Genomic DNA, 22299 nt, shown 5'->3' with positions numbered 1-22299 from the left:
GAGCCCCCCGATGCCGCTCGACACCCCGCTTTCCGTCACCGACCGCCTGTTCTTCGCGGAATTGGACCAGGCCGCCGCCGAGGCCCGCCTGCGCCAGGCGCTGGCGGGCGCCGAGGACGGCGAGCTGTTCCTGGAATACCGCGAAAGCGAGGGCATCTCACTGGATGACGGTCGCATCCGCAGCGCCAGCTTCGATGCCACCCGCGGCTTCGGCCTGCGCGCCGTGGCCGGAGAGGCGGCGGGCTATGCCCATTCCGGCGAACTCTCCGAAGCCGCGCTCGAGCGCGCGGCAGCCACCGTGGGGGCGGTGCGGCAGGGCCGTTCCGGCACGCTGGACGTGGCGCCGCAGGCCACCAATGCGCGGCTCTATGCCGAGGCGAATCCGCTGGCGCTGATGGATTTCGCCGCCAAGACCAGCCTGCTCGCGGAGATCGACGCCTTCGCCCGCGGCCGCGACCCGCGGGTGCGGCAGGTGATGGCCTCGCTCTCCGGGGAATGGCAGGCGGTGCAGATCCTGCGGGCGGATGGCACGCGGGTGGCCGACCTCCGGCCGCTGGTGCGGCTGAACGTCTCGGTGGTGGTCGAGCAGAACGGGCGGCGGGAGACCGGCAGCCATGGCATGGGCGGGCGCTTCGCCTATGGCCGCATCGTCGCGGCGGAGAGCTGGCAGGCGGCGGTGGAGGAGGCGCTGCGCCAGGCGCTGGTGAACCTCGACAGCGTGCCGGCGCCGGCCGGCGAGATGGAGGTGGTGCTCGGCCCCGGCTGGCCCGGCATCCTGCTGCATGAGGCGATCGGGCATGGGCTGGAGGGCGACTTCAACCGCAAGAAGACCAGCGCCTTCGCCGGGCTGCTGGGCCAGCGGATCGCCGCGCCCGGGGTGACGGTGGTGGATGACGGCACCATGCCGGACCGGCGCGGCTCCCTCACCGTGGATGACGAGGGCACGCCCTCCAACCGCACCGTGCTGATCGAGGATGGCGTGCTGGTGGGCTTCCTGCAGGACCGGCAGAATGCCCGGCTGATGGGCGTGCGGCCCACCGGCAATGGCCGCCGGCAGAGCTTCGCCCATAGCCCGATGCCGCGCATGACCAACACCGTGATGCTGGCCGGGCAGCATGCCCCGGAGGAGGTGCTGCGCAGCGTGAAGCGCGGCCTCTACGCGGTGAATTTCGGTGGCGGGCAGGTGGACATCACCTCGGGCAAATTCGTGTTCAGCGCCAGCGAGGCCTATCTGATCGAGGATGGGAAGCTCGGCGCCCCGGTGAAGGGCGCGACCCTGATCGGTAACGGGCCTGATGCGCTGACCAAGGTGACGATGGTCGGCAACGACATGGCGCTCGACCCCGGCATCGGCACCTGCGGCAAGCAGGGCCAGGGCGTGCCGGTGGGGGTGGGGCAGCCGACCCTGAAGCTGGCAGGGCTGACGGTGGGCGGGACGGCGGTATAGGGCGCGCCCCGACCGGCAGCACCCCGGCGTTCCGTCGCCGCCGTTGAAGAAACCCCGGCGCGAGGCATAGGATCGCCCCGGCGAAGCGGCCCACCGCGGCTCGCGGCGTCGCCCTTCGCGCGAAGGCAGGGGGGTCGCATGCCGGCTCCCGCGCAGCGGCACGGGAGGATCGCTTGGCCAAGCAGCCCATCCTGCTCAAGCTGGCCCAATCCGGGGGCGCTGCCGGCCAGCAGATCGCCGCCGCGCCGGGCACCGGCTTCCGCAAGCTCTTCGATGTGCCGGCCTCGCCCGGCCCTGGCCGGGGCGCCGCGCCGGCGGTGCCGCAGGCCTGGTACCGGGCGGAGCTGGACCCCGGCGGGATGGACCTGGCGGCACGGGACCCGCTGCCCTGGGACATCGCGCACCAAATGGTCCGGGTCGGCATGCCCGGCATGGCCGCCGCCGTCCTGGCCGCCGAGCCGGACTTCCTGCAGGCCGCCTATCCCGGGCCGCCGGAAGGGGCGCGGCTGGGCCTGGCGGCCGCCCCTCCCGACGAGCCGGCGGAACAGAAGGGAAAGCCCTATGTGCCGGGGACGGGCTTCGCCTGGCACCTCGACGATGCCCATTCCGGGCTCCGGGCCGCCCGGGACTCCCTCAAGGTCACCGAGAGCCCCATCACCATCGTCCATCTCGACACCGGCTGGGACCCTGACCACAAGGCCCGCCCGGCCAATGTCCCCTCCCAGGCCAATTTCGTCGAGGGCGGCAGCGATGCGCGGGACCGGACGCCGGAGCATGGCCTGCTGACCAACCGTGGCCATGGCACCGGGACCATCGGCATCCTGGCCGGCCAGGCGCTGGCCGGCATGCGGCCGGAGGAGGCCACCGGCGTGCTGGGCGGCGCGGCGCCGATGCGCATCGTGCCGGTGCGGATCGCCGATTCGGTCGTGCATTTCTGGACCAGCGCCGTGGCCGAGGGCATCAACCACGCCCGCGCCATCGGCGCCGACGTGGTCTCCATGAGCATGGGGGGGCTGCCCTCCGCCGCCTGGGCGGATGCGGTGAACGCGGCCTATGAGGCCGGCATCGTGGTGGTCTGCGCGGCCGGCAATAATTTCGGCGGCGCGCCCACCGAGCTCATCGTCTATCCCGCCCGCTTCGACCGGGTGATCGCCGCCTGCGGCGCCATGGCGGATGGGCGGCCGTATTTCGACCTGCCGGCGACGGCCATGGCGGGCAATGCCGGGCCGCCGGGCAAGATGCGGACGGCAATGGCGGCCTATACGCCCAACATTCCCTGGGCCCGGCTCGGCGTGCCGGACCTGATCGACCGCGACGGCGGCGGCACCTCCGCCGCGACCCCGCAGATCGCCGCCGCCGCCGCGCTGTGGCTGCACCGGAACGGCGGCCGGATGCCGCGGGACTGGCGCCGTGCCGAGGCGGCGCGCCAGGCCCTGTTCCGCAGCGCCGCCACCAGCCCGGGCGATGCGGCGCAGCTTGGCCAGGGGCTGCTGCGGGCCCGCGCGGCGCTCGACCTGAAGCCGGCCGATCTCGTGCAGGTGCCGCCCGACACGGCGCATTTCGCCTTCCTGCACCTGCTGACCAGCGTCTTCGGCCTGGGGCCGCAGACGGCGCCCGCGGATATGCTGGCGCTGGAGACCACGCAGCTCGCGCTGTTCTCGAAAGCCGCCCAGGCCGCCCTGCCCGACCCCGACCGGCCCGCCGCCGATATCACGCCGGCCGAGCGCGAGCGGTTCTTCGAAGCCCTCCTGGCCGATGGCCATGCATCGGCCACCCTGCGGGCCGCCCTCGGCCAGGCGCTCGGCCGCGCCGGCGCGCCGAAGCGCGGCACCCCGCCACGGGCCGGCGGCGACGCCGTGCCGCCAGTGCCGCCCGGGCCGGCGCCGCTCTCCCGCCCCTCCCAGGGCCGCCGCCTGCTGCCCAAGCCGCCGCCCGCCCGGCGCCTGCGGATCTTCGCCACGGACCCGGGCGACAGCCAGCGGCTGCGGACCGCCTTCGTCAATACCGCGACCGTCAGCATTCCCTGGGAGCAGACCCAGGCCGAGCCCAACCTGCTCAAGCCCGGCCCGGTCGGCGAATACGTCGAGGTGGTGGACATCGACCCCGCCAGCGGCGTCGCCTATGAGCCGGTGGATCTGAACGACACATTCCTGCTGGCCCAGGACGGCCTCTCGCCCGCCGAGGGCAATCCGCAATTCCACCAGCAGATGACCTATGCCGTGGCGATGCGGACCATCAGGCATTTCGAGGTCGCGCTCGGCCGGCGGGTGCTCTGGGCGGACCGGAAATACCGCCCGGGCCTGGAGGAGGACCAGCGCTTCGTCCGCCGGCTGCGGATCTACCCGCATGCGCTGCGGCAGGCGAATGCCTATTACAGCCCGGACCGGGTGGCGCTGCTCTTCGGCTATTTCCCGGCCGCCGGCAGCCGCCGGATCGTCTTCACCTGCCTGTCGCACGACATCGTCGCGCATGAGACCACCCATGCGCTGCTGGATGGCCTGCACCGCCGCTACCAGGAGGCCACCAACCCGGATGTGCTGGCCTTCCACGAGGGCTTCGCCGACCTGGTCGCGATCTTCCAGCACTTCACCTTCCCCGAGCTGCTGCGCTTCGCCATCGCCGAGGCGGGCGGCGACCTGCGCCGCGGCGACCTGCTGGCCGAGCTGGCGCGGGAATTCGGCCATGCCCTCGGGCGCGACAAATCCCTGCGCAGCGCCATCGGCACCAAGCCCGACCCCGCCGACTACGCCACCGCCACCGAGCCGCATGACCGCGGCGCCGTGCTGGTCGCCGCGGTCTTCGACGCCTTCCTGGCGATCCATGCCCGCCGCACCGCCGACCTGCTGCGCATCGCCACCGGCGGCAGCGGCATCCTGGGCGCGGGCGCCATCAGCCCCGACATCGTCAACCGCCTGGCGGAGGAGGCGGCGAAGGCCGCCGGCCACACGCTCACCATCCTGATCCGGGCGCTGGACTACATGCCGCCGGTGGACCCCACCTTCGCCGAATTCCTGCGCGCCCTGATCACCGCCGACAGCGACCTGGTGGCCGATGACCGTTACGGCTACCGCGTCGCCTTCCTGGAAGCCTTCGCCAGCCGCGGCATCCAGCCGAGCTCCATCCGCACGCTCTCGGTCGAGAGCCTGCGCTGGCAGACGCTGGACGACCGGCTGCAGCCGGAGGGCCTGGGCGATTTCCTGCGGGCAGAGATCAGCCTGTCCTGGGACCTGCGCGGCGACCGGCGCGAATCGCACGAGGCGGCGCGGGGCAATGCCAAGCTGCTGCATGCATGGCTGCTGCAACACCTGACCGTCGAGACCGCCTGCGCCCTCGGCCTGGAGTTCCGGCGCACGCCGCCGCCAGGGATCGACCCCTATGACGGCCGGCGCGACAAGGCGGGCCGCCCGGAAATTCGAGGTCCATTCGGTGCGCCCGGCCCGCCGCGCCACGCCCGACGGCGATGTGCGCACCGATGTCATCGCGGTGCTCACCCAGAGCCGCAACCTGCCCGGCGGCGGCAGCATCCGCGGCGGCTGCACCCTGGTGCTGGACCGCCGCGCGGGCATGCCGCCGATCCGCTACGCCGTGGTGAAGCCCGTGCTGCGGCAGTCCGAGGCGGAGGCCATGGCGGCGAACCGTGCCGCCACCGCCGAGCACGGCCTGCGCGCCCAGTATTTCGGGGGTGCCGGCCGTGAGCCCTTCGCCGCGCTGCACAGCCAGTTCTGACGGAGCAGGCCAGCATGCCCAGGAAAGCCGCCCGGAAGACCGACCCTCCCCGGAAGACCAGCCCCGCCCGGAAGACCGGCCCCGCCGCGCCCGAGGTTTTCATCCGGATGTACCGCGTGGGCTTCGGCGACTGCTTCCTGCTGAGCCTGCCACGCCAGGACGCCGCCCCCTTCCGCATGCTGATCGATTGCGGCGTGGCGCAGCGCACCGCGAACGAGGCTGCGCTGATGCAGGAGATCCTGCGGGACGTCATCGCCGAGACCGCGGGCGAGCTCGATGTGCTGGTCGTGACGCATGAGCACTACGACCATGTCTCAGGGCTGCTCGCGGCCGCCGACCTCTTCCTCAGGCCCGGCGAGGCCGCCGATCCGAAGCGGCTCCGCGTGCGCGAGACCTGGTTCGCCTGGACCGAGGACCCGAACGACCCCGATGCCCGGCGGATCGGCCTGACCCGGCGCGAGAAGGTGCAGCGCCTGTCCCGGCTGGCAGCCAGCCTGGGCCGGGACCAGGGCGCCCATGCGCAATCCATCGCCACGCAGGTCGGCGGGCTGATCGGCTTCTTCGGGGCCGCGCCGGGCGAGGACGGCAAGACCCATCTGGCGCTGGAGAATGCCCGCGGCTTCGGCGAGCGCGTCTCCTACCACCGCCCCGGCGAGCCGCCGATCACCCCCGAGGGTGTTCCGGGCGTGCGGATCTGGGTGCTCGGCCCGCCCATTGACGAGGCGGCGCTGCGGGTGCGGGACAACCCGCGCGAGACCTACCGCCTGGCGGCCGAGGCCGACCCGGGCCATGCCTTCTTCCTGGCCGGCGCGCTGGGCAAGGGTGCCCGGCTCGACGGCGACCCGCAGGACGACCCCTATGCGCCCTTCGACCCGGCCTATGCCGCGGCGCTCGACCCGGGCCCGGAGGGGCTGGCCGCCGGCGCCCACGCCATGACCGCCGGCATGAAGGAATTCCTCGAACGGCACTACAGCGGCGCCGCCTACGACGAGACCTCGCCGGACCAGTCCTGGCGCAGGATCGACACCGACTGGCTCGGGGCGGCCGCGGAACTCGCCCTCGATCTCGACAACCGCACCAACAACACCAGCCTGGTGCTGGCGATCGAGCTCGGCCATGGCGGCCCGGTGCTGCTGTTTGCCGCCGACGCGCAGGTGGGCAATTGGCAGTCCTGGAAGGACGCCCTCTGGACCTTGGCGGATGGCGAGACGATGCGCGGCCCCGACCTGCTCCGCCGCACCGTCTTCTACAAGGTCGGCCACCACGGCAGCCAGAACGCGACCCTGAAGGCGGAGGGGCTGGAAGTGATGCCGGACGACCTCGTCGCCTTCATCCCGGTGGATCACGACGCGGCGGTGAGCCACGCCTGGGGCGACAAATTCCCCCTGCCCGGGCTGGAGCAGGCGCTGGCCGGGAAGACCGCGGGGCGGGTGGTCCGCAACGACCGGCCCTTCCCGGAGGCGCTGGGCGGCGAGGCGGCAGCCGGCGCGTTCCGCCGCCGCAAAACGCCGCTGAAGGACCCCAAGGCCGATGCGGGCGCGCTCTACTACGAATGGCGCATGCCGATGCCGCGCTGACCATCCGGGACGCGGCCGCGGCGACGTCCTGCATGCCCCATAATATGTTTGCGCCGCGACTCCATTCCGGCGCAACCTTCCCGGAGAAGGTTGGGCCCGCGCCGCAGGAATTGGCCGTTCTGTCCGCCACGCTCCTGCCTGCCCCGTCGGGACCATGACCCGGAGCGGAGGATGCCATGGGTGTCTTGAGGACCATGGGCAAGATCAATGCCCTGACGGCGATCACGAAGATCATCCCCGGCCATGCGCCGCAACTGCGCCAGAACCTCGAGGCGCTGACGAATGCCAGCGGCGGCAAGATCGCCTCGCTCGGCACCATCCATATCGTCCGCTGGGTGATCTTCGACAACGACACGCGGCTGCTCTTCGCCACCAACTTCAACGGCGATGTCGAGGACTACATGCGCGACTTCGCCGAGCGGGCGCCCGAGGGCATCGACGCCATCTGGGGCCATTGCGAAGGCTATCCGGGCGCGCGCGACTACCCGAAGCTGCGCGACTACATCCTGGGCAGCGCCATCGAGACCACCGGCTACTACTGCGCCTATCCGGAGGCCACGGTGCAGGACATCCTGAAGGCGCTCGACTGGAAGCGGAAATTCGACGGCTTCCTGGATCAGATCGGCTGAGCGGCTTGGCCGGGTTGTCGCCGGCACCCATCGCCGCCCTCGAACTTGACGATATCCAGGGCATGGCGCTGCGGGCCTATCGCTTCCCCTTCGGCCGGCACCACCTGTTTCGCCTGGCCGAGGCCGGCGCGGCACGGGCTTGGCTCGGGCGGATCGCAGGGCAGGTTGCCACGGTCGCCGCCGTGGACCGGGAGCCGGACCATACCCTGAACCTGGCGCTGTCCTGGCAGGGCCTGATGGCGCTCGGCCTGCCGGAGCAAAGCCTCCAGAGCTTCCCGGAGGCGTTCCGGCAAGGCATGGCGGCGCGCGCGGCCCGGCTGGGCGATACCGGCGGGAATGCGCCGGAGCACTGGGACGCGCCCTTCGGCAGCGGCGATGCGCATCTGCTGGCCACCATCTCCGCCGCAACCGCGGAGGCGCGCTCCGGCGCGGCCGAGGCGCTGCTTGCGAGCCTGCCGCCGGCCGGCCTGGACCTGATCGATAGCCTGGACGTCGCCCTGCTGCCCGGGCCGGATGGCCGGCCGGTGCCGGTCGAGCATTTCGGCTATCGCGACGGCATCGGGCAGCCCTCGATCGAGGGCAGCGGCATCGACGCCATCCGCGGCCAGGGCACCGCCGGGGCCGGCGGCGCCTGGCGCCCGCTGAAGCCCGGCGAGTTCGTGCTGGGCCAGCCGGACGAGACGGGGGAGATCGCGGCGGGGCCGCAGCCCGAGGCGCTGGGGCGCAACGGCACCTACCTCGTGCTGCGCAAGCTGCACCAGCATGTCGCCCGCTTCCGCGCCTTCCTGCGGACCTCAGCGGCCGATGCAGCGGAGGAGGAACTGCTCGCGGCGCGGCTGATGGGGCGCTGGCGCAGCGGCACGCCGCTGGCCGTCTCGCCCGGCGGGGATGACCCGGCCGCCGCGGCGGATGCGGCGCGCAACAACGACTTCAGCTATGCGGAGGATCTCAAGGGTGTCGCCTGCCCGCTCGGCGCCCATATCCGGCGGATGAACCCGCGCGCCGGGCTCTCCGGCCCCGCCGGCGCCTCGGTCAACCGGCACCGCGTGCTGCGCCAGGGCCTGCCCTACGGCACCGCCCTGCCGGCCGGCGCCATTGCCGATGACGGTGCCGGGCGGGGCGCCGTCATCATCCTCATCAACGCCGATATCGCCCGGCAATTCGAGTTCGTGCAGAAGGTCTGGACCAATGACGGCGACTTCGCCGGGCTCGGCGGCGAGAAGGACCCGATCATCGGCGCCAATGACGGGACGGGCAGCTTCACTATCCCGCGCAGCGGCCAGCCGCGGCGGCGCATTCCGTCGCTGCCAGCCTTCGTGAGCACCCGGGGCGGGGAATACTTCTTCCTGCCCGGCATCCGCGCCCTGCACCACCTGGCCTCGGCCGGACCGCCGATGCCGCACCCGACACCGGAGGCACCACCGTGAGGAAACCGACAAGGAAAGCGGCCGCGGCGCTGCTCCTGGCTGGCGCGGCATTCGGCTGCGCCCAATTGCCGGACTACCGGCCGGTCGAGAGCGTCACCACCCTCAACCAGAACTGGACCGAGGCCCAGCGGCAGTGGTTCTACCACACCTCGCAGGGCACCAAGCTGATGCCGCATCGCTGGTTCCTGGCGCTGGAGCAGCCCGAACTCAGCCTCTTCGGCGCCGGCCGCTTCGCCGCCCCGGAATACCTGGCCCGCTTCGGCTTCATCCCCGACCCGGTTTCGGCGGAGAATCCGGACGGCTTGCCCGTCGGCTTCGCACGGGATGATTTCGGCCAGAAGGAGGGCACCACCGAGCGCGAGACGGTCGTCGGCCTGAGCTGCGCCGCCTGCCACACGGGTCAGGTCGAGTATGGCCGGCGCGGCATCCGCATCGATGGCGGACCGGCCATGATCGATACCGCCGCCTTCCAGGATCAGCTCGGGCGGGCCCTGTTCCTGACCTTCGAATCCGAGCCGCGCTTCGCGCGCTTCGCCGGGCGCGTGCTTGGCACCCCCGAGGCCCCCGATACGCCGGAGGCGCGGGCCCAGCTTCGCCAGCGGCTCGGGGTCGCGCTCGATGCGGGCCTCTCCGAGGCATCGCAGGCGCGGAGCCGGGCGCTCTATCCTGTGGCCGAGGGGGCCGGGCGGCTCGATGCGCTTGGCCGGGGCGGCAATTTCGTCTTCGGCACGCTGCTCCAGGACCCGCGGAATTTCGCCGTGGCGGATGGGCCGGTGAGCTTCCCGGCGCTCTGGGACGCACCCTGGTTCGACTGGGTGCAGTACAACGGCGCCATTCGCCAGCCCATGGGGCGCAATGTCGCCGAGGCGATGGGGGTGCGGTCGATCGCCAAGCTGTCCGGCCCGCCGGAGGCGCTCTACCGGTCTTCCGTGCGACTCCAGAACATCCATGCGATGGAGCAGCAACTGGCAGGCCCGGCGCCCGGCGCCGGGCTGCGCTCGCCGGCCTGGCCGGAGGAGATCCTGGGGGCGATCGACCGCGCCGCGGCCGAGCGCGGCAGGGCGCATTACCAGCGCCTCTGCGCCGGCTGCCATCAGGGGAGCTGGACACCCACCACCGCCGGCGCAGGGCCCGTGGCCGAGCCACCGCGCAGCTACCTGCGCCTCGCCATGATCCCGCTCGCGGAGATCGGGACCGATCCCAAGGCGGCCGCGAATTTCGCCGCGCGCAGGGCCTATCTCAGCCGGACCGACACCACCCAGGTTTCGGCAGCCGAGGGACTGCAACGGGTGACCACCAACGTGATCCAGCGCTGGTACGAGGACAACGACATACCGCCCGAGAAGCGGCGCGAGATGGATGGCTACCGCGCCAATGACTGGCGCGCCCCGATCGCCTATCGCGCCCGCCCACTCAACGGGATCTGGGCGACGGCGCCATACCTGCACAACGGCTCGGTGCCCAGCCTCTATCAGATGCTGCTGCCCGCCGAGCGCCGCGACGCGGTCTTCTTCACCGGCAGCCGTCAATTCGACCCGAAGGCCGTCGGCTTCGCCACCGCGCCCTTCACGGGCGGCTTCCGCTTCGACACCGCGATCCCCGGGAATTCCAACCGCGGCCATGAATTCCGCAACGCGCCGCGCGGCGGCGGCGTCATCGGCCCGGAACTGACGGACCAGGAGCGCTGGGATCTGATCGAATACCTGAAGACGCTCTGAGCCGCCCAGTGGACCGATCCTGGCGCCCGGGAACCAGGCGCCAGGTGAATCGGCCCACCAGCCCGCGAAGCTACTCGGGCTGGATTCCGAGCCTGAGCGCCAGGCTGCGCCAGCGCGCCGTGTCCTCGGCGATGGTGCGCGCAAAAGCATCGGCCGTGCCGGCGATGGGCGTGACATCCTTGGCGGCAAGCTCGGCGCGGCCCTCCGGCGTGCCGGTGAAGTGCCGCGCCACCGCCTGCTGGATGCGGTCGACCACCACGCGCGGCGTGCCGGCCGGCGCCACCAGCCCGTACCAGAAGGGCGCATCGAAGCCGTCGATGCCAAGCTGCGCGAAGGTCGGCACCTCGGGCAGGATGGCCGATGGCGTGGTGACGCCGAAGGCGCGCAACTGCCCGTCCCGCACCAGCCCGGCCGAGCCTGTCGGGTTGTCCAGCAGCACGGCGACCGTGCCGTTCAGCAGATCCGGATAGACCTGGGCCGAACCACGATAGGGCACGTGGTTCATGCGCGTATTGGTCAGCAGCTCGAACTGGCGCGTCAGCAGATAGCCGAGCGTCGTGGACCCGACCGAGGCATAGTCGATCTGCCCGGGATGGGCGCGGACATGGTCCAGGAATTCGGCGAGCGTCGCACCCTGGGCCTTGGGCCCTCCCACCAGGATATACGGGGTGACGCCGATCTGCGTGATGGGCGCGAAGGAGATGACGGGGTCGTAGGGCACGTTGCGCAGCAGCACCACGGCGGCGGGATGCGTGCTGCTGGTCGCGATGCCGATGGTGGTGCCGTCCGGCGCCGCCTTCGCCACGGCGTCGGTGCCGATGGTGCCGCCGGCCCCGGGGCGGTTCTCCGCCACCACGGGTTGGCCGAGCGCCTCCTGCAGGCGGGTGGCGACGATGCGCGCCACCACATCCGTCCCGCCGCCGGGCGGGAAGGGCACGACCATGCGGATCGGGCGCGTGGGCGACCAGCCGCCGGCCGGGGCCTGCGCGGCGGCCGGCAGCGCGGCGAGCAGGCCAAGGGCGAGAAGCAACCTCCGCATGATCTTCAGCCCCGCCGCTTCAGCAGGGTCGGGTAGACCACGGCATCGCCGCGCGCCATCATCCAGGCCATGTCCTCCGGCGACAGGTATTCGGGCGTGGTGCCGCGCCCGGCCGCGAGGGTTTCGGCGATGATGTTCCGCTTCACCTCGCTCACCAGGACATTGGTGCGGTGATACGCCTCGCTGACGCTGCGGCCGAGCACCGTGAAGCCGTGGCGGCGCATGATGATGCAGTTGGTGTCCTGGATGAAGTCCTTGATCGGCCCGACATCCTCCTCGACATTCAGGCTGGCCGGCAGGTAGGCGGCCGGCTTCTGCATCAGGTAGCTGAAGGTGAGCGAGGTGCTGCGGATCTCCTGGAACCCGGCGGCGAGGAAGGCGATCGTCTCGTCGTGGTGCAGGTGGATGACGCAGTTCACATCCGGGCGCAGCCGCAGGATCTCGCGGTTCATCTGATGGCCGACCGTCGTCGCGCGCTCGCCATGCAGGATGCGGCCATAGGGGATGTCGGTGATCACCAGGTCCGCGGCCTCCACCTCCTCGAGGCTGACCCCCTGCGGCTTGGCGTAGCAGATGCCGTGCTCGTATCCGGGATGCGCCACGCGGATCGCCATGCCCCCCAGGGTGGACTGCACATAGCCGCGCGCCGTCATCATGCGGGCATACTTCACATAGGTTTCGCCCATGCTGCGGTCGAAGGCGATGCCGGGATCGGGGGTGTACTCGTTCACGCGGTACCGGGGTTCGGAATTGCCGTCCATGGCGCTGCTCTCCGCGATGAGGGCGGGATGCTGCACCGCACCTGTGCCGCGCGCAATCCGCTTCCGACGACGGATGCCGAGGCGCCGAGGGCGGAAACGCGGTCCACAATCCGCTTGCCCAGGCCCTTGTCCGGTTGTAGCCAATCCGCCGCTTCAACCAGGGAGAGCAAGGCTGTGAACCAAAGCGACCTCATCGATCATGTGGCCAGGGCAACCGGAATGACGAAGGCCGATGCGGGCAGGGCGGTCGAAGCCGTGCTTGGCGGGATTGCCGACGAGGTTGCCGCGGGCAAGGAGGTGCGCCTGAACGGCTTCGGCATTTTCAGTGTCGCCGAGCGCGCCGCGCGCGAAGGCCGCAACCCGCAGACCGGCCAGACGATTCAGATCGCGGCCTCCAAGGCGGCCAAATTCTCTCCCGCCAAGGCTCTCAAGGACCGCCTCAACCCTGGCTGACCACCGCGACGCGCAGCGCAGCCCTGCGAAGGGAGAACGGTGACCAGCATGTCCCAGTCGGAAGCGGCGCGCAGCGAGGCGGCACCGGAAGCAGGGGGCCGCTTCGTGGTGACCCTGCAGGGTTCGCCATCCATGGCCGGCGTCGTCGAAGGGATAGAGGGGATCAAGGAGTTCCTGCTCCGGATCCTGTGGAGGAATCCTGGCGGCGCCCTCCTCGACGAGGTCGCGGCCGTCCTCAGCTCGCTCGAGGACCCGCGGGCCTGGGCGGTCCACGGCCCCGGTGACGGCCGGCCGTATTGGCACTGGTGGATGGGCTACGAGGGTGGCTCGATCACGGTGCAGCGGCTCACCGAGGAACTGCCGCCGCACCCCGAGGCGCCTGGCCTTCGCGCCGCCCTCTCCGAAGCCGTCGCCGCCCTGGCCGATTGCGTCCAGGATCTGCAAAACCTGGCTGGAACAGGCCAGGAGGACTATGTCTTCACAAGGCGCCAGGCCGAGCCCCGGGACTGACGCCAGCGGACCGGCCGATACGCCAGAGGCGTGCCTGCGGCACCTTGCGGACTTCAGCCGTCAGGCCAGCGAGGGCTGCCGCTCCAGGCTGCCGCCGGCCAGCCGGGGCCGGGGCTCCGGCCAGGACTGCGGCGGGACGGCCGCGAGCAGGTCCCGCGCCAGATCGGTCCGGCCGATGGCGATTGCCCGCTGCGCCAGTTCCACCAGGGCCTCCGCCTCCCGTCGCCGCCGTCCCGCCGCCATCGCCGCGCTCTCCGCCGCCAGATCGGCCGGTGGCAGGCCGAGCAGCGGCCGGTAGGCGGCGAAGATGTGGCGGTGGTCGTAGTCCTCCGCCAGCCGCCGCCCCGCGGCGCCGAGCGCCGCGCGCCGCGCCGGATCGGCCAGCAGCGCTCGCAGCACCGCCGGGTAGCGGGCCGGGTCGTCCTCCACCAGGCAATCCTCGCCGGGCGTCACCGCCAGGCCCCGGAAGGCGATGCTGGTGCCGAGCACCGGCTTGCCCGCCCCCAGCGCCTCCACGGTCTTGAGCGAACTGCCCGTGCCCGAGGGCACCGGGATCAGCACCAGCCCCGCCAATTGGTACAATAGCCCGAGCACCGCCTGGTCCACCTTGCCCAGCGCCAGGAGGTTGCCCAGGCGGCCCGGCGGGGCGCAGCCGCCGGCGATGACGAAGCCGGCCTCCGGCACCGCCCGGGCGAGGTCGCGGATCCGCTCCACCGCCTCCAGGTTCGGCCGGAAATGGCTGCCCACGAAAAGCGCGAAGGGCCCCGCCGGCAGCCGGATGCCATAGAGCTCCCGCAGCAGCGCCGCCGCATCGCCCGGCAGCACCAGCCCGGCCCGGGCCAGGTCCACCGGGTTGGCGATCACGCTGGTGGCCACCCCCTGCGCCCGGAAATGCGCCGCGTCGCCCGGGGCGACGCAGACCGCGTGGTCCGCCCGCCGCATCGCTGCCGTCTCCAGCGCCGCCGTGGCCCACCGCAGCAGGGCGGAGGCAGTGACCTGCTCGGCCAGGACATCATGGTCGGTGAGGATGCAGGGCTTGCCCTGGGCGCGGCAGGCGGCCTGCACGATGCGGCCCCAGAAGCTGTATTCCAGCAGCACCACATCGGCCCAGCGCACCATCTCCCGCACCCGGCGGCGGAAGCCTCGGTCGGCCAGCCGTTCCAGATGATACCAGAGCAGCAGTTCCTGGCCCCAGCCGGCGCGCCCGACCAGCGGCCGCAGGGCCAGGCGGAAGGCCCGGCGCTGCAGTTCCTGCCGCACCCGCAGCGGCGCCGATTCCACCAGGACATTGCCGCGCTGCCGCGGCGGCTCCCGGCCGGATTGCAGCACCCTGACCGCCGCCACCTCGGGCGCGATCGCATCCAGCACCAGGTTGCAGCGCAGGCTGGCCCCGCCCCGGCCTTCCAGGAAATCCGGCCAGGGATAGAACATGGCGATGCGGCGCGGCGGGGTGGCGTGTGCCGCGGGGCCTGGCGCCGGCGGCGCCATGGCCTGGCGGATCAGCGCCGCGCCGCTGTGTCGCGCCAGGCATTCCGCCCGCCCCGCCGCCGCGGCCGCCGCCAGCCGCGGATAGTCCCGCGCCGCGAGGCGGATGGCGGCGGCCAGCAGCGCCGGGTCGCGATCCTCGACCAGCACGCCGGCGCCATGCCGTGCCAGCTCGTCGCTCATCCAGGTATCGGCGGTGGCGATCACCGGCTTGCCGGCGGCCACCGCCTCCAGGAAGACGCCGGAGGTGCGCGCCTCGTAGATGCTGCGCCAATAGGGCACCAGCACCACATCGGCGGCCAGGAGTTGCGCCTCGTAGTCCGCCGCGTCCAGCGCCTGGTGCAGCAGCGTGACGCCGGGCGGGGCGGTGGCGGCGAAGGTCTCGATGGCGCGCGCCACATCGGGCGCGGCGTCATTCGCCTGGAGCACGAATTCCAGCCCGGCGGGTGCCGGTTCCGCCTGCAACAGCCCGATCGCCTCCAGGATCTCCAGGAAGCCCTTCTCGTCCCGCGCATTGCCGAGGCTGGCGAAGCGCAGCGGCGCGGCGCTGTCCGGCGGCCGTGCCGTGGCGGGGCCCGGCGGATGCGGGATGGGGAAGACCTCGACCGGCAGGCTGGTCAGCCGGCCGAGCTGCGCCGCCAGCCGGGCGCTGTCCGTCGCCAGCCGCAGCCGCCGCCCCGCCGCCACTTCGCCCTCCAGCCTCCGAAAGGCGCGGGCGGCCAGGCGGTTCTCGTAGAATTCCGCCTGGTAGCGCAGCAGCAGGATGACGCTGAGGTCGCTGCCGGCCGGCAGGCCGCGCAGGAAGCCGGCCCAGCCCAGCAGGTGCTTGGCGGTGATCATGTGGCCGAAGAGGATGGAGCCCGGCGGCAGCCCTTGCGGCCCGATCCCGGCTTCCAGGTCCTGCCGGAAGTCGCGGTTGCAGGCCAGCAGGTCGAGGATGCGGCCAGGCAGGCCGGGCAGCCGCGCCGCGAGCGGGTGGCGGCCCCAGATGTCGCGCCGGAAGCAGCGCCGCACGGGGATGGCGCCGGCCACCGCCTCCGTCACCGCTTGGTGCGCCAGCACCCTGGCCCGGAAGCCGGCCGCCTCCGCCGCCTCGGCCACCGCCTGGTCATAGGCGAAGTGGTGGCCGACGAAATCCTTCAGCGAGGGATCGACGATGCAGAATTCCGGCCGCGGGCGCTCGCTCAACCGCCGAGCACCTCCGCCACCGGCCCGTCGGCCACGATCCGCCCGGCATCGAGCCGGATGGCGCGGGTGCACCACTGGCGCACGATCTCCATGCTGTGGGTGGCCAGCACCAGGATGTCGGCATCCGAGACCAGCCGCTCCAGCCGCTCCGTGGCGCGGGTCATGAATTCGGCGTCGCCGGCCAGGAACCACTCGTCCATCAGCAGCACCTCCGGCGCGATGACGGTGGCCATGGCGAAGGAGAGCCGCACCTGCATGCCGGCCGAATAGGTGCGCACCGGCACGTCCAGGAACTCGCCGAGGCCGCTGAACTGCCCGACCTCCTCGGCCATGACGAGGCCCTCCTCCTCCGTCATGCCGCGGAACAGGGCGCGCAGCATGATGTTCTCGCGCCCCGTGGATTCCTGGTCCATGCCGGCCGAGGGATCGATCAGGGAGCCGATGCTGCCCTGCACCTCCAGCCGCCCGGCCACCGGCTCATAGACCCCGGCCAGGGTGCGCAGCAGCGTGGTCTTGCCGGCGCCGTTATGCCCGACCAGCGCCACCCGCTCGCCGCGGCCGATGCTGAAATCGAGGTCGCGCAGCGCCGCCACCACCACGCGGTTGCTGTCGTCCTGCTTGAGGCGCAGCGGCGTCTTGGCCAGCAGCCGCTTCTTCAGGGAGCGTGCGCCGACATGATAGAGCGGGAATTCGATGGCCAGCCCCTCGGCCCGGATCAGCGGCATCGGCTCAGACCCAAAAGGCGATGCGGCCGCGGAAGCGGACGAAGAAGGCGAAGGCCGCGGCGCAGGTGAACAGGGTGAAGACGATGGCCGAGAGCCAGACCAGCGGCGACGCGCCGCCCTCGATCAGCGGCCCGCGGATGGTCTCCATGATGGTGTAGAAGGGATTGAGCGGCAGCCATCGCGCCCGCGCGCCCAGCAATTCCCGGCTTCCAGATCACCGGCGACATGAAGAAGGCGAGCTGCACCACATTGGCGACGATCGGCGGGATGTCGCGGAACCGGGCGCAGAGCATGCCGAGGAACAGCGCGATCGCGAAGGCATTCACCGCGAGCAGCGCGAGGCCGGGCAGCGCCAGCAGCGCCTCCGGCCCCGGCATATGGCCGAAGATGAGAAAGATCACCAGGATCAGCGGCAGGCTGTGCGCGGCGATGACGGCGTTGCGGAAGACGCAGCGCAGCGCATGCACCGTATAGGGCAGCGGCACCTGGCGGATGATGCCCTCCGACGAGATCAGGCTGGTGCAGGCATCGCTCACGATCTGCGAGATCATGCCCCAGATGATGAGGCTGACCGCCAGGAAGGGCAGGTAATCGGCCAGCGGCAGCTTGAACAGCGCGGAATAGAGCAGGCCGAGCGCCACCACCATGATGGCGGTGGAGAGCGACAGCCAGAAGGGGCCTAGCACCGAGCCGCGGTAGCGGTTGCGGATATCGAGCCGGGCGAGCGCCGCGGGCAGGCGCCAGCGGCTGAAGCCGGTGGCGAGATCCTCCAGCGCCCGCTCCCGCCGGCGCGGGTTGGCGGCATCGACGAGATATCGGGCGGTGGCCGCCGGCGGCATGATGGGTGGCACGAGCATGGCGGCGCCTATACCGCGCCACCCCAGCCGCCGCCAGCGGGGCGGGCCGCGGCTACGGCGGATGGCGTTCAGGAATGAACGCCACCCGCCGTAGCGGTTTGTTCTTGTAGAGCAGATTCACGCTCCCGGACGTTCACGTCCGTCCGCGATCTGCTCTATTTCTTGCCGGCCGCCGGCATCCCGTAGCCGGGCGCATAGCCCTGGGGCCCCGGGCCCGGCTCCCGGGTGGCGCGGGCGAGGCGGACGCGGTCGCCGAAGGAGACCGCCACCGGCTCGCCCACCTGCAGGGCGAGCTCGTTGCTCTGCACCACGCTGAAATCCGGCCCGCCGCCATCCGGGCGGATGGTGAACTCGACCGCCTGGCCCGAGGTGGCGCTGTTCTCGATCAGCGCGCCGGCGCCGGCGCCGACCAGGCCGCCCACTACGGTCATGGCCGTCCGGGCCCGCCAGTCGCCGCCGACGGTGCTGCCCAGCACGGCGCCGGAAACCCCGCCCACCCCCGCACCGAGCCCGCTCTGGCTGCCGGAGATCGCCACCGGGCGCATGCCGATGATGGTGCCGTAGCGCACCTGCGTGGCGACGCCGATACCGCCCGCGGTGTAGGTGGTGTTGGTATTGGTCGGCGCGCAGCCGGCCAGCCCGGCCCCAAGGGCCAGCGCCAGGGCCGCGATACCGGCCAGGCGAGGCGATCTATGCGCGAAAGACAAAGGCGGCATGGGTGGTCCCCGGTTAAAAAACGACGGGGCGAGCCATAGCAGGAACGGTCCTGGTCTGTCCTCTCGTGGCGGTGTTGCAACAGGCAAGGATCGATTGTCGCAAAATATTGCGACCGCAAGTCGGTCTTGCCTTGCCCCATGACCAGCGTGTAGGGCTATCTGCCTCAGGACGTAACGCGTCCGCCAGGTCTTCGGGGCAAGCCTGGGGTGTCTACCGTGGGGACGGCAGGCATCCACAAGGGGGGGCAGGCTTCGGGAACCCGGTAGTCCCAGACCCGGAGCGATTGGGGATGCCCAAGGGGACACCAGACTCTGCGCAGGCCATGCGTGATCGCCGCCGTTTGCCTCGCGGCATGGCGGCACCAGGGATGCAGCCGGTCACTGCGCTCGCGCTGCTCGCGCTGCTCGCGGCTTGCGGCCAGGGCAACCGGCAGCCATCGACCCATGCCTCAGGCTCGGCCTCCGGTGGCTATGCGCGGCCGGCCAGCTACGATCCGCCCGGTCCCTCCCACGACCCCTGGGGCCCCTGGATCCGCGAGGCCAGCCGCCGATTCGACGTGCCGGAGCGCTGGATCCGCGAGGTGATGCGCCAGGAATCCGGCGGCCGCGCCGGCGCCACCAGCCCGGTCGGTGCCATGGGGCTGATGCAGGTGATGCCCGGCACCTATGCCGAGCTGCGCTCGCGCCACGGGCTCGGCGACGACCCCTACCACCCCTATGACAGCATCATGGCCGGCACCGCCTATCTCCGGCAGATGTACGACCTCTATGGCTCGCCGGCCTTCCTCGCCGCCTATAATGCGGGGCCGCGGCGGCTGGAGGACTATCTCTGGAACAACCGCGGCCTGCCGACCGAAACGCGGAATTACGTCGCCCGCATCGGGCCGCAGGTGATCGCCCACCATCCGAATCGCCGCGTGGCGCCGGAGATCTACGCCGCGGCGGAGATTCCCGTGCGAATCCCGGCCGGGCCCCGGCGCATGGACAGCGCCACCATGCTGGCGCTCAGGGAGCAGCGGGACGCGCAGCAGCCCGGCATCCAACTGGCCCAATTGCCGGCCGGTCCGGTGGTCCGGATGGACCCGATCCCGGATGGCAGCACCTCGCCGGCCTACCAGGCCTCGGCCGCACCGGTGCAGCTCGCCTCGCTGGGCGGTGGCGGCTACGGCGGCGTGGTGCGGATGGACCCGATCCCGGACGGCTCGACCCCGGAAGGCGCCGCCCGGATCGCCGAGGCCGATGGCCACGCAGCGGCCGAAACCTTCTCGCCGGCCCCCATGCCGGCCCCGGTCGCGATGGCCGCGCCCATGCCTTCGCATGCGCCTACCCTGGCGCCGCCGGTGCGCGCCGCCAGCGCCGCGCCGGTTGCGGTGCGCCCGCCGGTGCCGACGCGCCTCGCCTTCACGGCGCCGCCGCCGGCCCGCCCACAGCCGATGCTGGTCGCCAACCTGTCGCCGCCGGTCTCGCGCCAAGTGGTGCCCGCTGCCCGGCCCGGCAGCCTCGGTCTGATCAGCGCGGCCCAGGCCAACCCGCTGCCGGCGGCGCTGCGCCCGGCCCTGGCCAGCACCGGCGCCAGCACCTCCTGGGGTGTGCAGGTCGGCGCCTTCTCCAGCGAGAACCTGGCCCGCAGCGCCGCCAATCCCGCCCGCGGCACGACCGGGGCGGGCAGCCGCGCGGTGGTGCTGCCGCTGCCGCAGGGCCGCAACACGCTCTATCGGGCACGGGTCACCGGGCTTTCGCAAGCCGCCGCCCAGGCGGCCTGCGAGCGGCTGCGCGCCCGCGGCGGCTGCATGCTGCTCTCACCCGACGCACCGGGCTGAGATCGGGCGAGCGCCGGCTCGCGGGAAAGAGGGAAGGCTGGCGCTTACGGTATTGCAGCCAGCCCCGCGGGAATGACGGCCCGTGCTGCGGAGGGCGATGCACCACCCTCTCCGCAGCATTGCGCCGCATCGTCCGCGAGGAAGTCCGGCGGGAGCTGGAGGGCAGGAACCCCGGTGGCCCGGCTATGGCCGAGGCCGAAATCCTGTTCGGCTGCGGGCGGAAATAACCTCCCGACCGGGCCTCGCCGCCCCACAGGACCAGCCTTCCCGCCGCCCCACGCGCAGCCTTGAGGCGGACCGGGCTTGCCCCCGCCCGCCGCCACCGGCAGGCTTCCCCGGACGAGAGCCGACGGGGAAGGAGACGCCGCATGGCCGACACCACGCCGGACCCGATGCCATCGGGCGGGCCGGAGGCGCAGTTCCGCGCCTTCCTGAAGCAGGGGCGGTTCATGCTGCAACGCAGCCGCTCCACCGGCCGGCACGTCTTCTATCCCCGGGTCGCCCTGCCCGGCACCGGCGAAACCGACCTCGACTGGGTCGAGGCCAGCGGCGCCGGCACCGTCCATGCCACCACGGTGAACCGGGGGCGGGAGGGCAACAGCAACATCGCCATCGTCGAATTGGCGGAGGGCCCGCGGATGATGAGCCGGGTGGAGGGCCTGCCGCCCGAGGCGGTGACCATCGGCCTCGCGGTGCGCGCCCGCATCGCCATGGAGGATGGGGCCGAGATCATCCTGTTCGATCCGGCGTAAGGGAGCGACCATGACCCACCCCCTGCGCGGCCGCACCGCCATCATCGGCATCGGCAGTTCCGGTTGCGGCGAGGCGCCGGGCTGGAGCGCCACGGAGCTGATGGCGCAATCCGCCATCCTGGCGCTGGAGGATGCCGGCCTGCCGCTTTCGGTGGTGGATGGCGTCTTCGCCGCCACCGCCAACCACGCCTTTCCCACCATGACGGTGTCCGAGCATCTCGGCCTCAGGCCGCGCTATTTCGATGGCACCAATATCGGCGGCAGCAGCTTCCAGCATCATCTGCTGAGCGCCGCCCTGGCGCTGGAGGCCAATCTCTGCGACGTGGCGCTGATCTGCTACGGCAGCAACCAGCGCAGCGCCGGCGGCCGCCTGGCGCCGATCAGCGAGCCGCAGCCCTTCGAGGCGCCCTACCGCGCGCGCATGCCGGTTTCCGCCTATGCGCTGGCCGCCTCCCGCCACATGCATGAATTCGGCACCACGCGGGAGATGCTGGCGGAGGTGGCGGTGGCGGCGCGGGCCTGGGCCAATCTCAACCCCGCCGCCTTCCTGCATGGCCAGCCGCTGACGGTGCAGGATGTGCTGGCCTCCCGCATGGTCAGCGATCCGCTCTCGGTGCTGGATTGCTGCCTGGTGACGGATGGCGGCGGCGCCTGCGTGATGGTGCGGGCCGACCGGGCGCGGGATGCGCGCAACCCGCCCGCCTGGCTGCTGGGCGCGGCGGCGGCGAATTGGCACCGGACCATCAGCATGATGCCGGACCTCACCGTGACCGCGGCGGCGGAAAGCGGCCCGCGCGCCTTCGCCATGGCCGGGCTCACGCCCTCCGACATGGACCTGGTGATGCTCTACGACGCCTTCACCATCAACCCGATCCTGTTCCTGGAGGATCTCGGCTTCTGCCCGAAGGGGGAGGGTGGGCGTTTCGTGCAGGGCGGCCGCATCGCCCCGGGCGGCGAACTTGCCGTGAACACCAATGGCGGCGGCCTCTCCTGCGTGCATCCCGGCATGTACGGCATGTTCCTGATCCTGGAAGCGGTGACGCAATTGCGCCGCCAGGCGGGCGCGCGGCAGGTCGAGGACTGCCAGGTGGCGCTGCTGCACGGCAATGGCGGCACCCTGTCGAGCCAAGTCACCGCGCTGCTTGGCACCGACGCGGCGCTATAGGCCACTCCAAAGGAGAGATCTCCGATGCTGATCCCGAAGCCCGAGACAGCCCAGGCAATCGCCGGCCCGCTGCCGGAATCCCCGCCCCTCGCCTGGCCCATGGCGGCGGGCGGGGATGCGGAGGAGGGCGATCAGGAAGACGAGGAGGATGAGGACGACGACGAAGAGGAGGACGAAGGCGAAGAAGACGACGAGGACGACGACGACGAAGATGATGAGGAAGACGACGAGGACGAGGACGACGAAGAGGAGGATTGAAAGGCCCGCCCGTCCCGCGGCATGCCGCCGCGACCCGGTCCCTGGC

18 protein-coding genes are annotated in these 22299 nt (G+C 71.9%); 12 read left to right on the top strand and 6 right to left on the bottom strand.

From position 1 onward, the window contains the following. Positions 1-10: 10 nt before the first annotated feature. The 6 genes from tldD (at position 11) to KSF81_RS03040 (ending at position 10524) form a co-directional block, all read left to right on the top strand. Positions 11-1447, top strand: coding sequence for a metalloprotease TldD (tldD, locus tag KSF81_RS03065; protein ID WP_217377686.1), 1437 nt, complete (start codon positions 11-13; stop codon positions 1445-1447). A gap of 173 nt (positions 1448-1620) precedes the next feature. Beyond that, on the top strand, positions 1621-5142 hold the full coding sequence (locus tag KSF81_RS03060; protein ID WP_217377685.1) for a S8 family serine peptidase: 3522 nt from the start codon (positions 1621-1623) through the stop codon (positions 5140-5142). A gap of 45 nt (positions 5143-5187) precedes the next feature. Then, positions 5188-6750 (top strand): MBL fold metallo-hydrolase, encoded by a 1563-nt coding sequence (locus KSF81_RS03055; protein WP_217377684.1) that lies wholly within the window; start codon positions 5188-5190, stop codon positions 6748-6750. Positions 6751-6926: 176 nt separating this feature from the next. Beyond that, positions 6927-7379, top strand: coding sequence for a hypothetical protein (locus KSF81_RS03050; protein ID WP_217377683.1), 453 nt, complete (start codon positions 6927-6929; stop codon positions 7377-7379). A gap of 14 nt (positions 7380-7393) precedes the next feature. Further along, positions 7394-8806, top strand: a complete 1413-nt coding sequence (locus KSF81_RS03045) for a hypothetical protein (RefSeq protein ID WP_217377682.1) — start codon at positions 7394-7396, stop codon at positions 8804-8806. Continuing rightward, entirely contained in the window at positions 8803-10524 is a 1722-nt protein-coding gene (locus KSF81_RS03040) for a di-heme-cytochrome C peroxidase (RefSeq protein WP_217377681.1), read from the top strand. The genes KSF81_RS03045 and KSF81_RS03040 overlap by 4 nt, the downstream gene beginning before the upstream one ends. Positions 10525-10594: 70 nt before the next feature. Here KSF81_RS03040 and KSF81_RS03035 read toward each other — a convergent pair whose 3' ends face one another. Together KSF81_RS03035 and KSF81_RS03030 are read right to left on the bottom strand one after the other, a co-directional pair. Further along, positions 10595-11563, bottom strand: a complete 969-nt coding sequence (locus KSF81_RS03035; RefSeq protein ID WP_217377680.1) for a tripartite tricarboxylate transporter substrate binding protein — start codon at positions 11561-11563, stop codon at positions 10595-10597. A gap of 5 nt (positions 11564-11568) precedes the next feature. Then, positions 11569-12324: a class II aldolase/adducin family protein gene (locus KSF81_RS03030; protein WP_217377679.1), complete on the bottom strand. Its 756-nt coding sequence runs from the start codon at positions 12322-12324 to the stop codon at positions 11569-11571. Positions 12325-12351: 27 nt separating this feature from the next. Here KSF81_RS03030 and KSF81_RS03025 point away from each other — a divergent pair, with 27 nt between their 5' ends. After that, a complete protein-coding gene (locus KSF81_RS03025) occupies positions 12352-12777 on the top strand; it encodes an HU family DNA-binding protein (RefSeq protein WP_217377678.1) in 426 nt (141 codons plus the stop codon). A gap of 105 nt (positions 12778-12882) precedes the next feature. Further along, on the top strand, positions 12883-13287 hold the full coding sequence (locus tag KSF81_RS03020; RefSeq protein WP_217377677.1) for a hypothetical protein: 405 nt from the start codon (positions 12883-12885) through the stop codon (positions 13285-13287). 60 nt (positions 13288-13347) lie between these two features. Here KSF81_RS03020 and KSF81_RS03015 read toward each other — a convergent pair whose 3' ends face one another. The 4 genes from KSF81_RS03015 to KSF81_RS03000 form a co-directional block, all read right to left on the bottom strand. After that, positions 13348-15960: a glycosyltransferase gene (locus tag KSF81_RS03015; RefSeq protein WP_217377676.1), complete on the bottom strand. Its 2613-nt coding sequence runs from the start codon at positions 15958-15960 to the stop codon at positions 13348-13350. Further along, positions 15957-16685 (bottom strand): ABC transporter ATP-binding protein, encoded by a 729-nt coding sequence (locus tag KSF81_RS03010; protein WP_217377675.1) that lies wholly within the window; start codon positions 16683-16685, stop codon positions 15957-15959. The genes KSF81_RS03015 and KSF81_RS03010 overlap by 4 nt, the downstream gene beginning before the upstream one ends. Next, positions 16676-17542 carry an ABC transporter permease gene (locus KSF81_RS03005; RefSeq protein ID WP_254453338.1) on the bottom strand — a complete coding sequence of 289 codons (867 nt, stop codon included), beginning with the start codon at positions 17540-17542 and terminating at the stop codon, positions 16676-16678. The genes KSF81_RS03010 and KSF81_RS03005 overlap by 10 nt, the downstream gene beginning before the upstream one ends. A 155-nt stretch (positions 17543-17697) precedes the next feature. Then, a complete protein-coding gene (locus KSF81_RS03000; RefSeq protein ID WP_217377674.1) occupies positions 17698-18258 on the bottom strand; it encodes a glycine zipper 2TM domain-containing protein in 561 nt (186 codons plus the stop codon). A gap of 368 nt (positions 18259-18626) precedes the next feature. On the opposite strand from KSF81_RS03000, the gene KSF81_RS02995 reads away from it, so the two are divergent. The 4 genes from KSF81_RS02995 to KSF81_RS02980 all read left to right on the top strand — a co-directional run bounded on the left by KSF81_RS02995 (position 18627) and on the right by KSF81_RS02980 (position 22253). Continuing rightward, positions 18627-20078, top strand: a complete 1452-nt coding sequence (locus KSF81_RS02995) for a transglycosylase SLT domain-containing protein (protein WP_254453337.1) — start codon at positions 18627-18629, stop codon at positions 20076-20078. A 368-nt stretch (positions 20079-20446) separates the two neighbouring features. After that, positions 20447-20830, top strand: coding sequence for a Zn-ribbon domain-containing OB-fold protein (locus KSF81_RS02990; RefSeq protein ID WP_254453336.1), 384 nt, complete (start codon positions 20447-20449; stop codon positions 20828-20830). A gap of 10 nt (positions 20831-20840) precedes the next feature. Then, a complete protein-coding gene (locus KSF81_RS02985) occupies positions 20841-21995 on the top strand; it encodes a thiolase (protein WP_217377672.1) in 1155 nt (384 codons plus the stop codon). Between the two features lie 24 nt (positions 21996-22019). Beyond that, positions 22020-22253 carry a hypothetical protein gene (locus KSF81_RS02980; protein WP_217377671.1) on the top strand — a complete coding sequence of 78 codons (234 nt, stop codon included), beginning with the start codon at positions 22020-22022 and terminating at the stop codon, positions 22251-22253. Positions 22254-22299 lie beyond the last annotated feature (46 nt).

The sequence above is a fragment of the Siccirubricoccus sp. G192 genome (assembly GCF_019084075.1).
Taxonomy (GTDB): domain Bacteria; phylum Pseudomonadota; class Alphaproteobacteria; order Acetobacterales; family Acetobacteraceae; genus G192.
Note: the sequence above shows the minus strand (reverse complement) of the source record. Positions and strands in the feature narration are given on the sequence as shown.

Coding starts and splice junctions, on each gene's coding strand:
- tldD (WP_217377686.1), top strand. CDS start 11: ATGCCGCTCGACACCCCGCTTTCCGTCACCGACCGCCTGTTCTTCGCG.
- KSF81_RS03055 (WP_217377684.1), top strand. CDS start 5,188: ATGCCCAGGAAAGCCGCCCGGAAGACCGACCCTCCCCGGAAGACCAGC.
- KSF81_RS03050 (WP_217377683.1), top strand. CDS start 6,927: ATGGGTGTCTTGAGGACCATGGGCAAGATCAATGCCCTGACGGCGATC.
- KSF81_RS03035 (WP_217377680.1), bottom strand. CDS start 11,563: ATGCGGAGGTTGCTTCTCGCCCTTGGCCTGCTCGCCGCGCTGCCGGCC.
- KSF81_RS03030 (WP_217377679.1), bottom strand. CDS start 12,324: ATGGACGGCAATTCCGAACCCCGGTACCGCGTGAACGAGTACACCCCC.
- KSF81_RS03025 (WP_217377678.1), top strand. CDS start 12,352: ATGCTGCACCGCACCTGTGCCGCGCGCAATCCGCTTCCGACGACGGAT.
- KSF81_RS03010 (WP_217377675.1), bottom strand. CDS start 16,685: ATGCCGCTGATCCGGGCCGAGGGGCTGGCCATCGAATTCCCGCTCTAT.
- KSF81_RS03005 (WP_254453338.1), bottom strand. CDS start 17,542: ATGCTCGTGCCACCCATCATGCCGCCGGCGGCCACCGCCCGATATCTC.
- KSF81_RS03000 (WP_217377674.1), bottom strand. CDS start 18,258: ATGCCGCCTTTGTCTTTCGCGCATAGATCGCCTCGCCTGGCCGGTATC.
- KSF81_RS02995 (WP_254453337.1), top strand. CDS start 18,627: ATGCAGCCGGTCACTGCGCTCGCGCTGCTCGCGCTGCTCGCGGCTTGC.
- KSF81_RS02990 (WP_254453336.1), top strand. CDS start 20,447: ATGGCCGACACCACGCCGGACCCGATGCCATCGGGCGGGCCGGAGGCG.
- KSF81_RS02985 (WP_217377672.1), top strand. CDS start 20,841: ATGACCCACCCCCTGCGCGGCCGCACCGCCATCATCGGCATCGGCAGT.
- KSF81_RS02980 (WP_217377671.1), top strand. CDS start 22,020: ATGCTGATCCCGAAGCCCGAGACAGCCCAGGCAATCGCCGGCCCGCTG.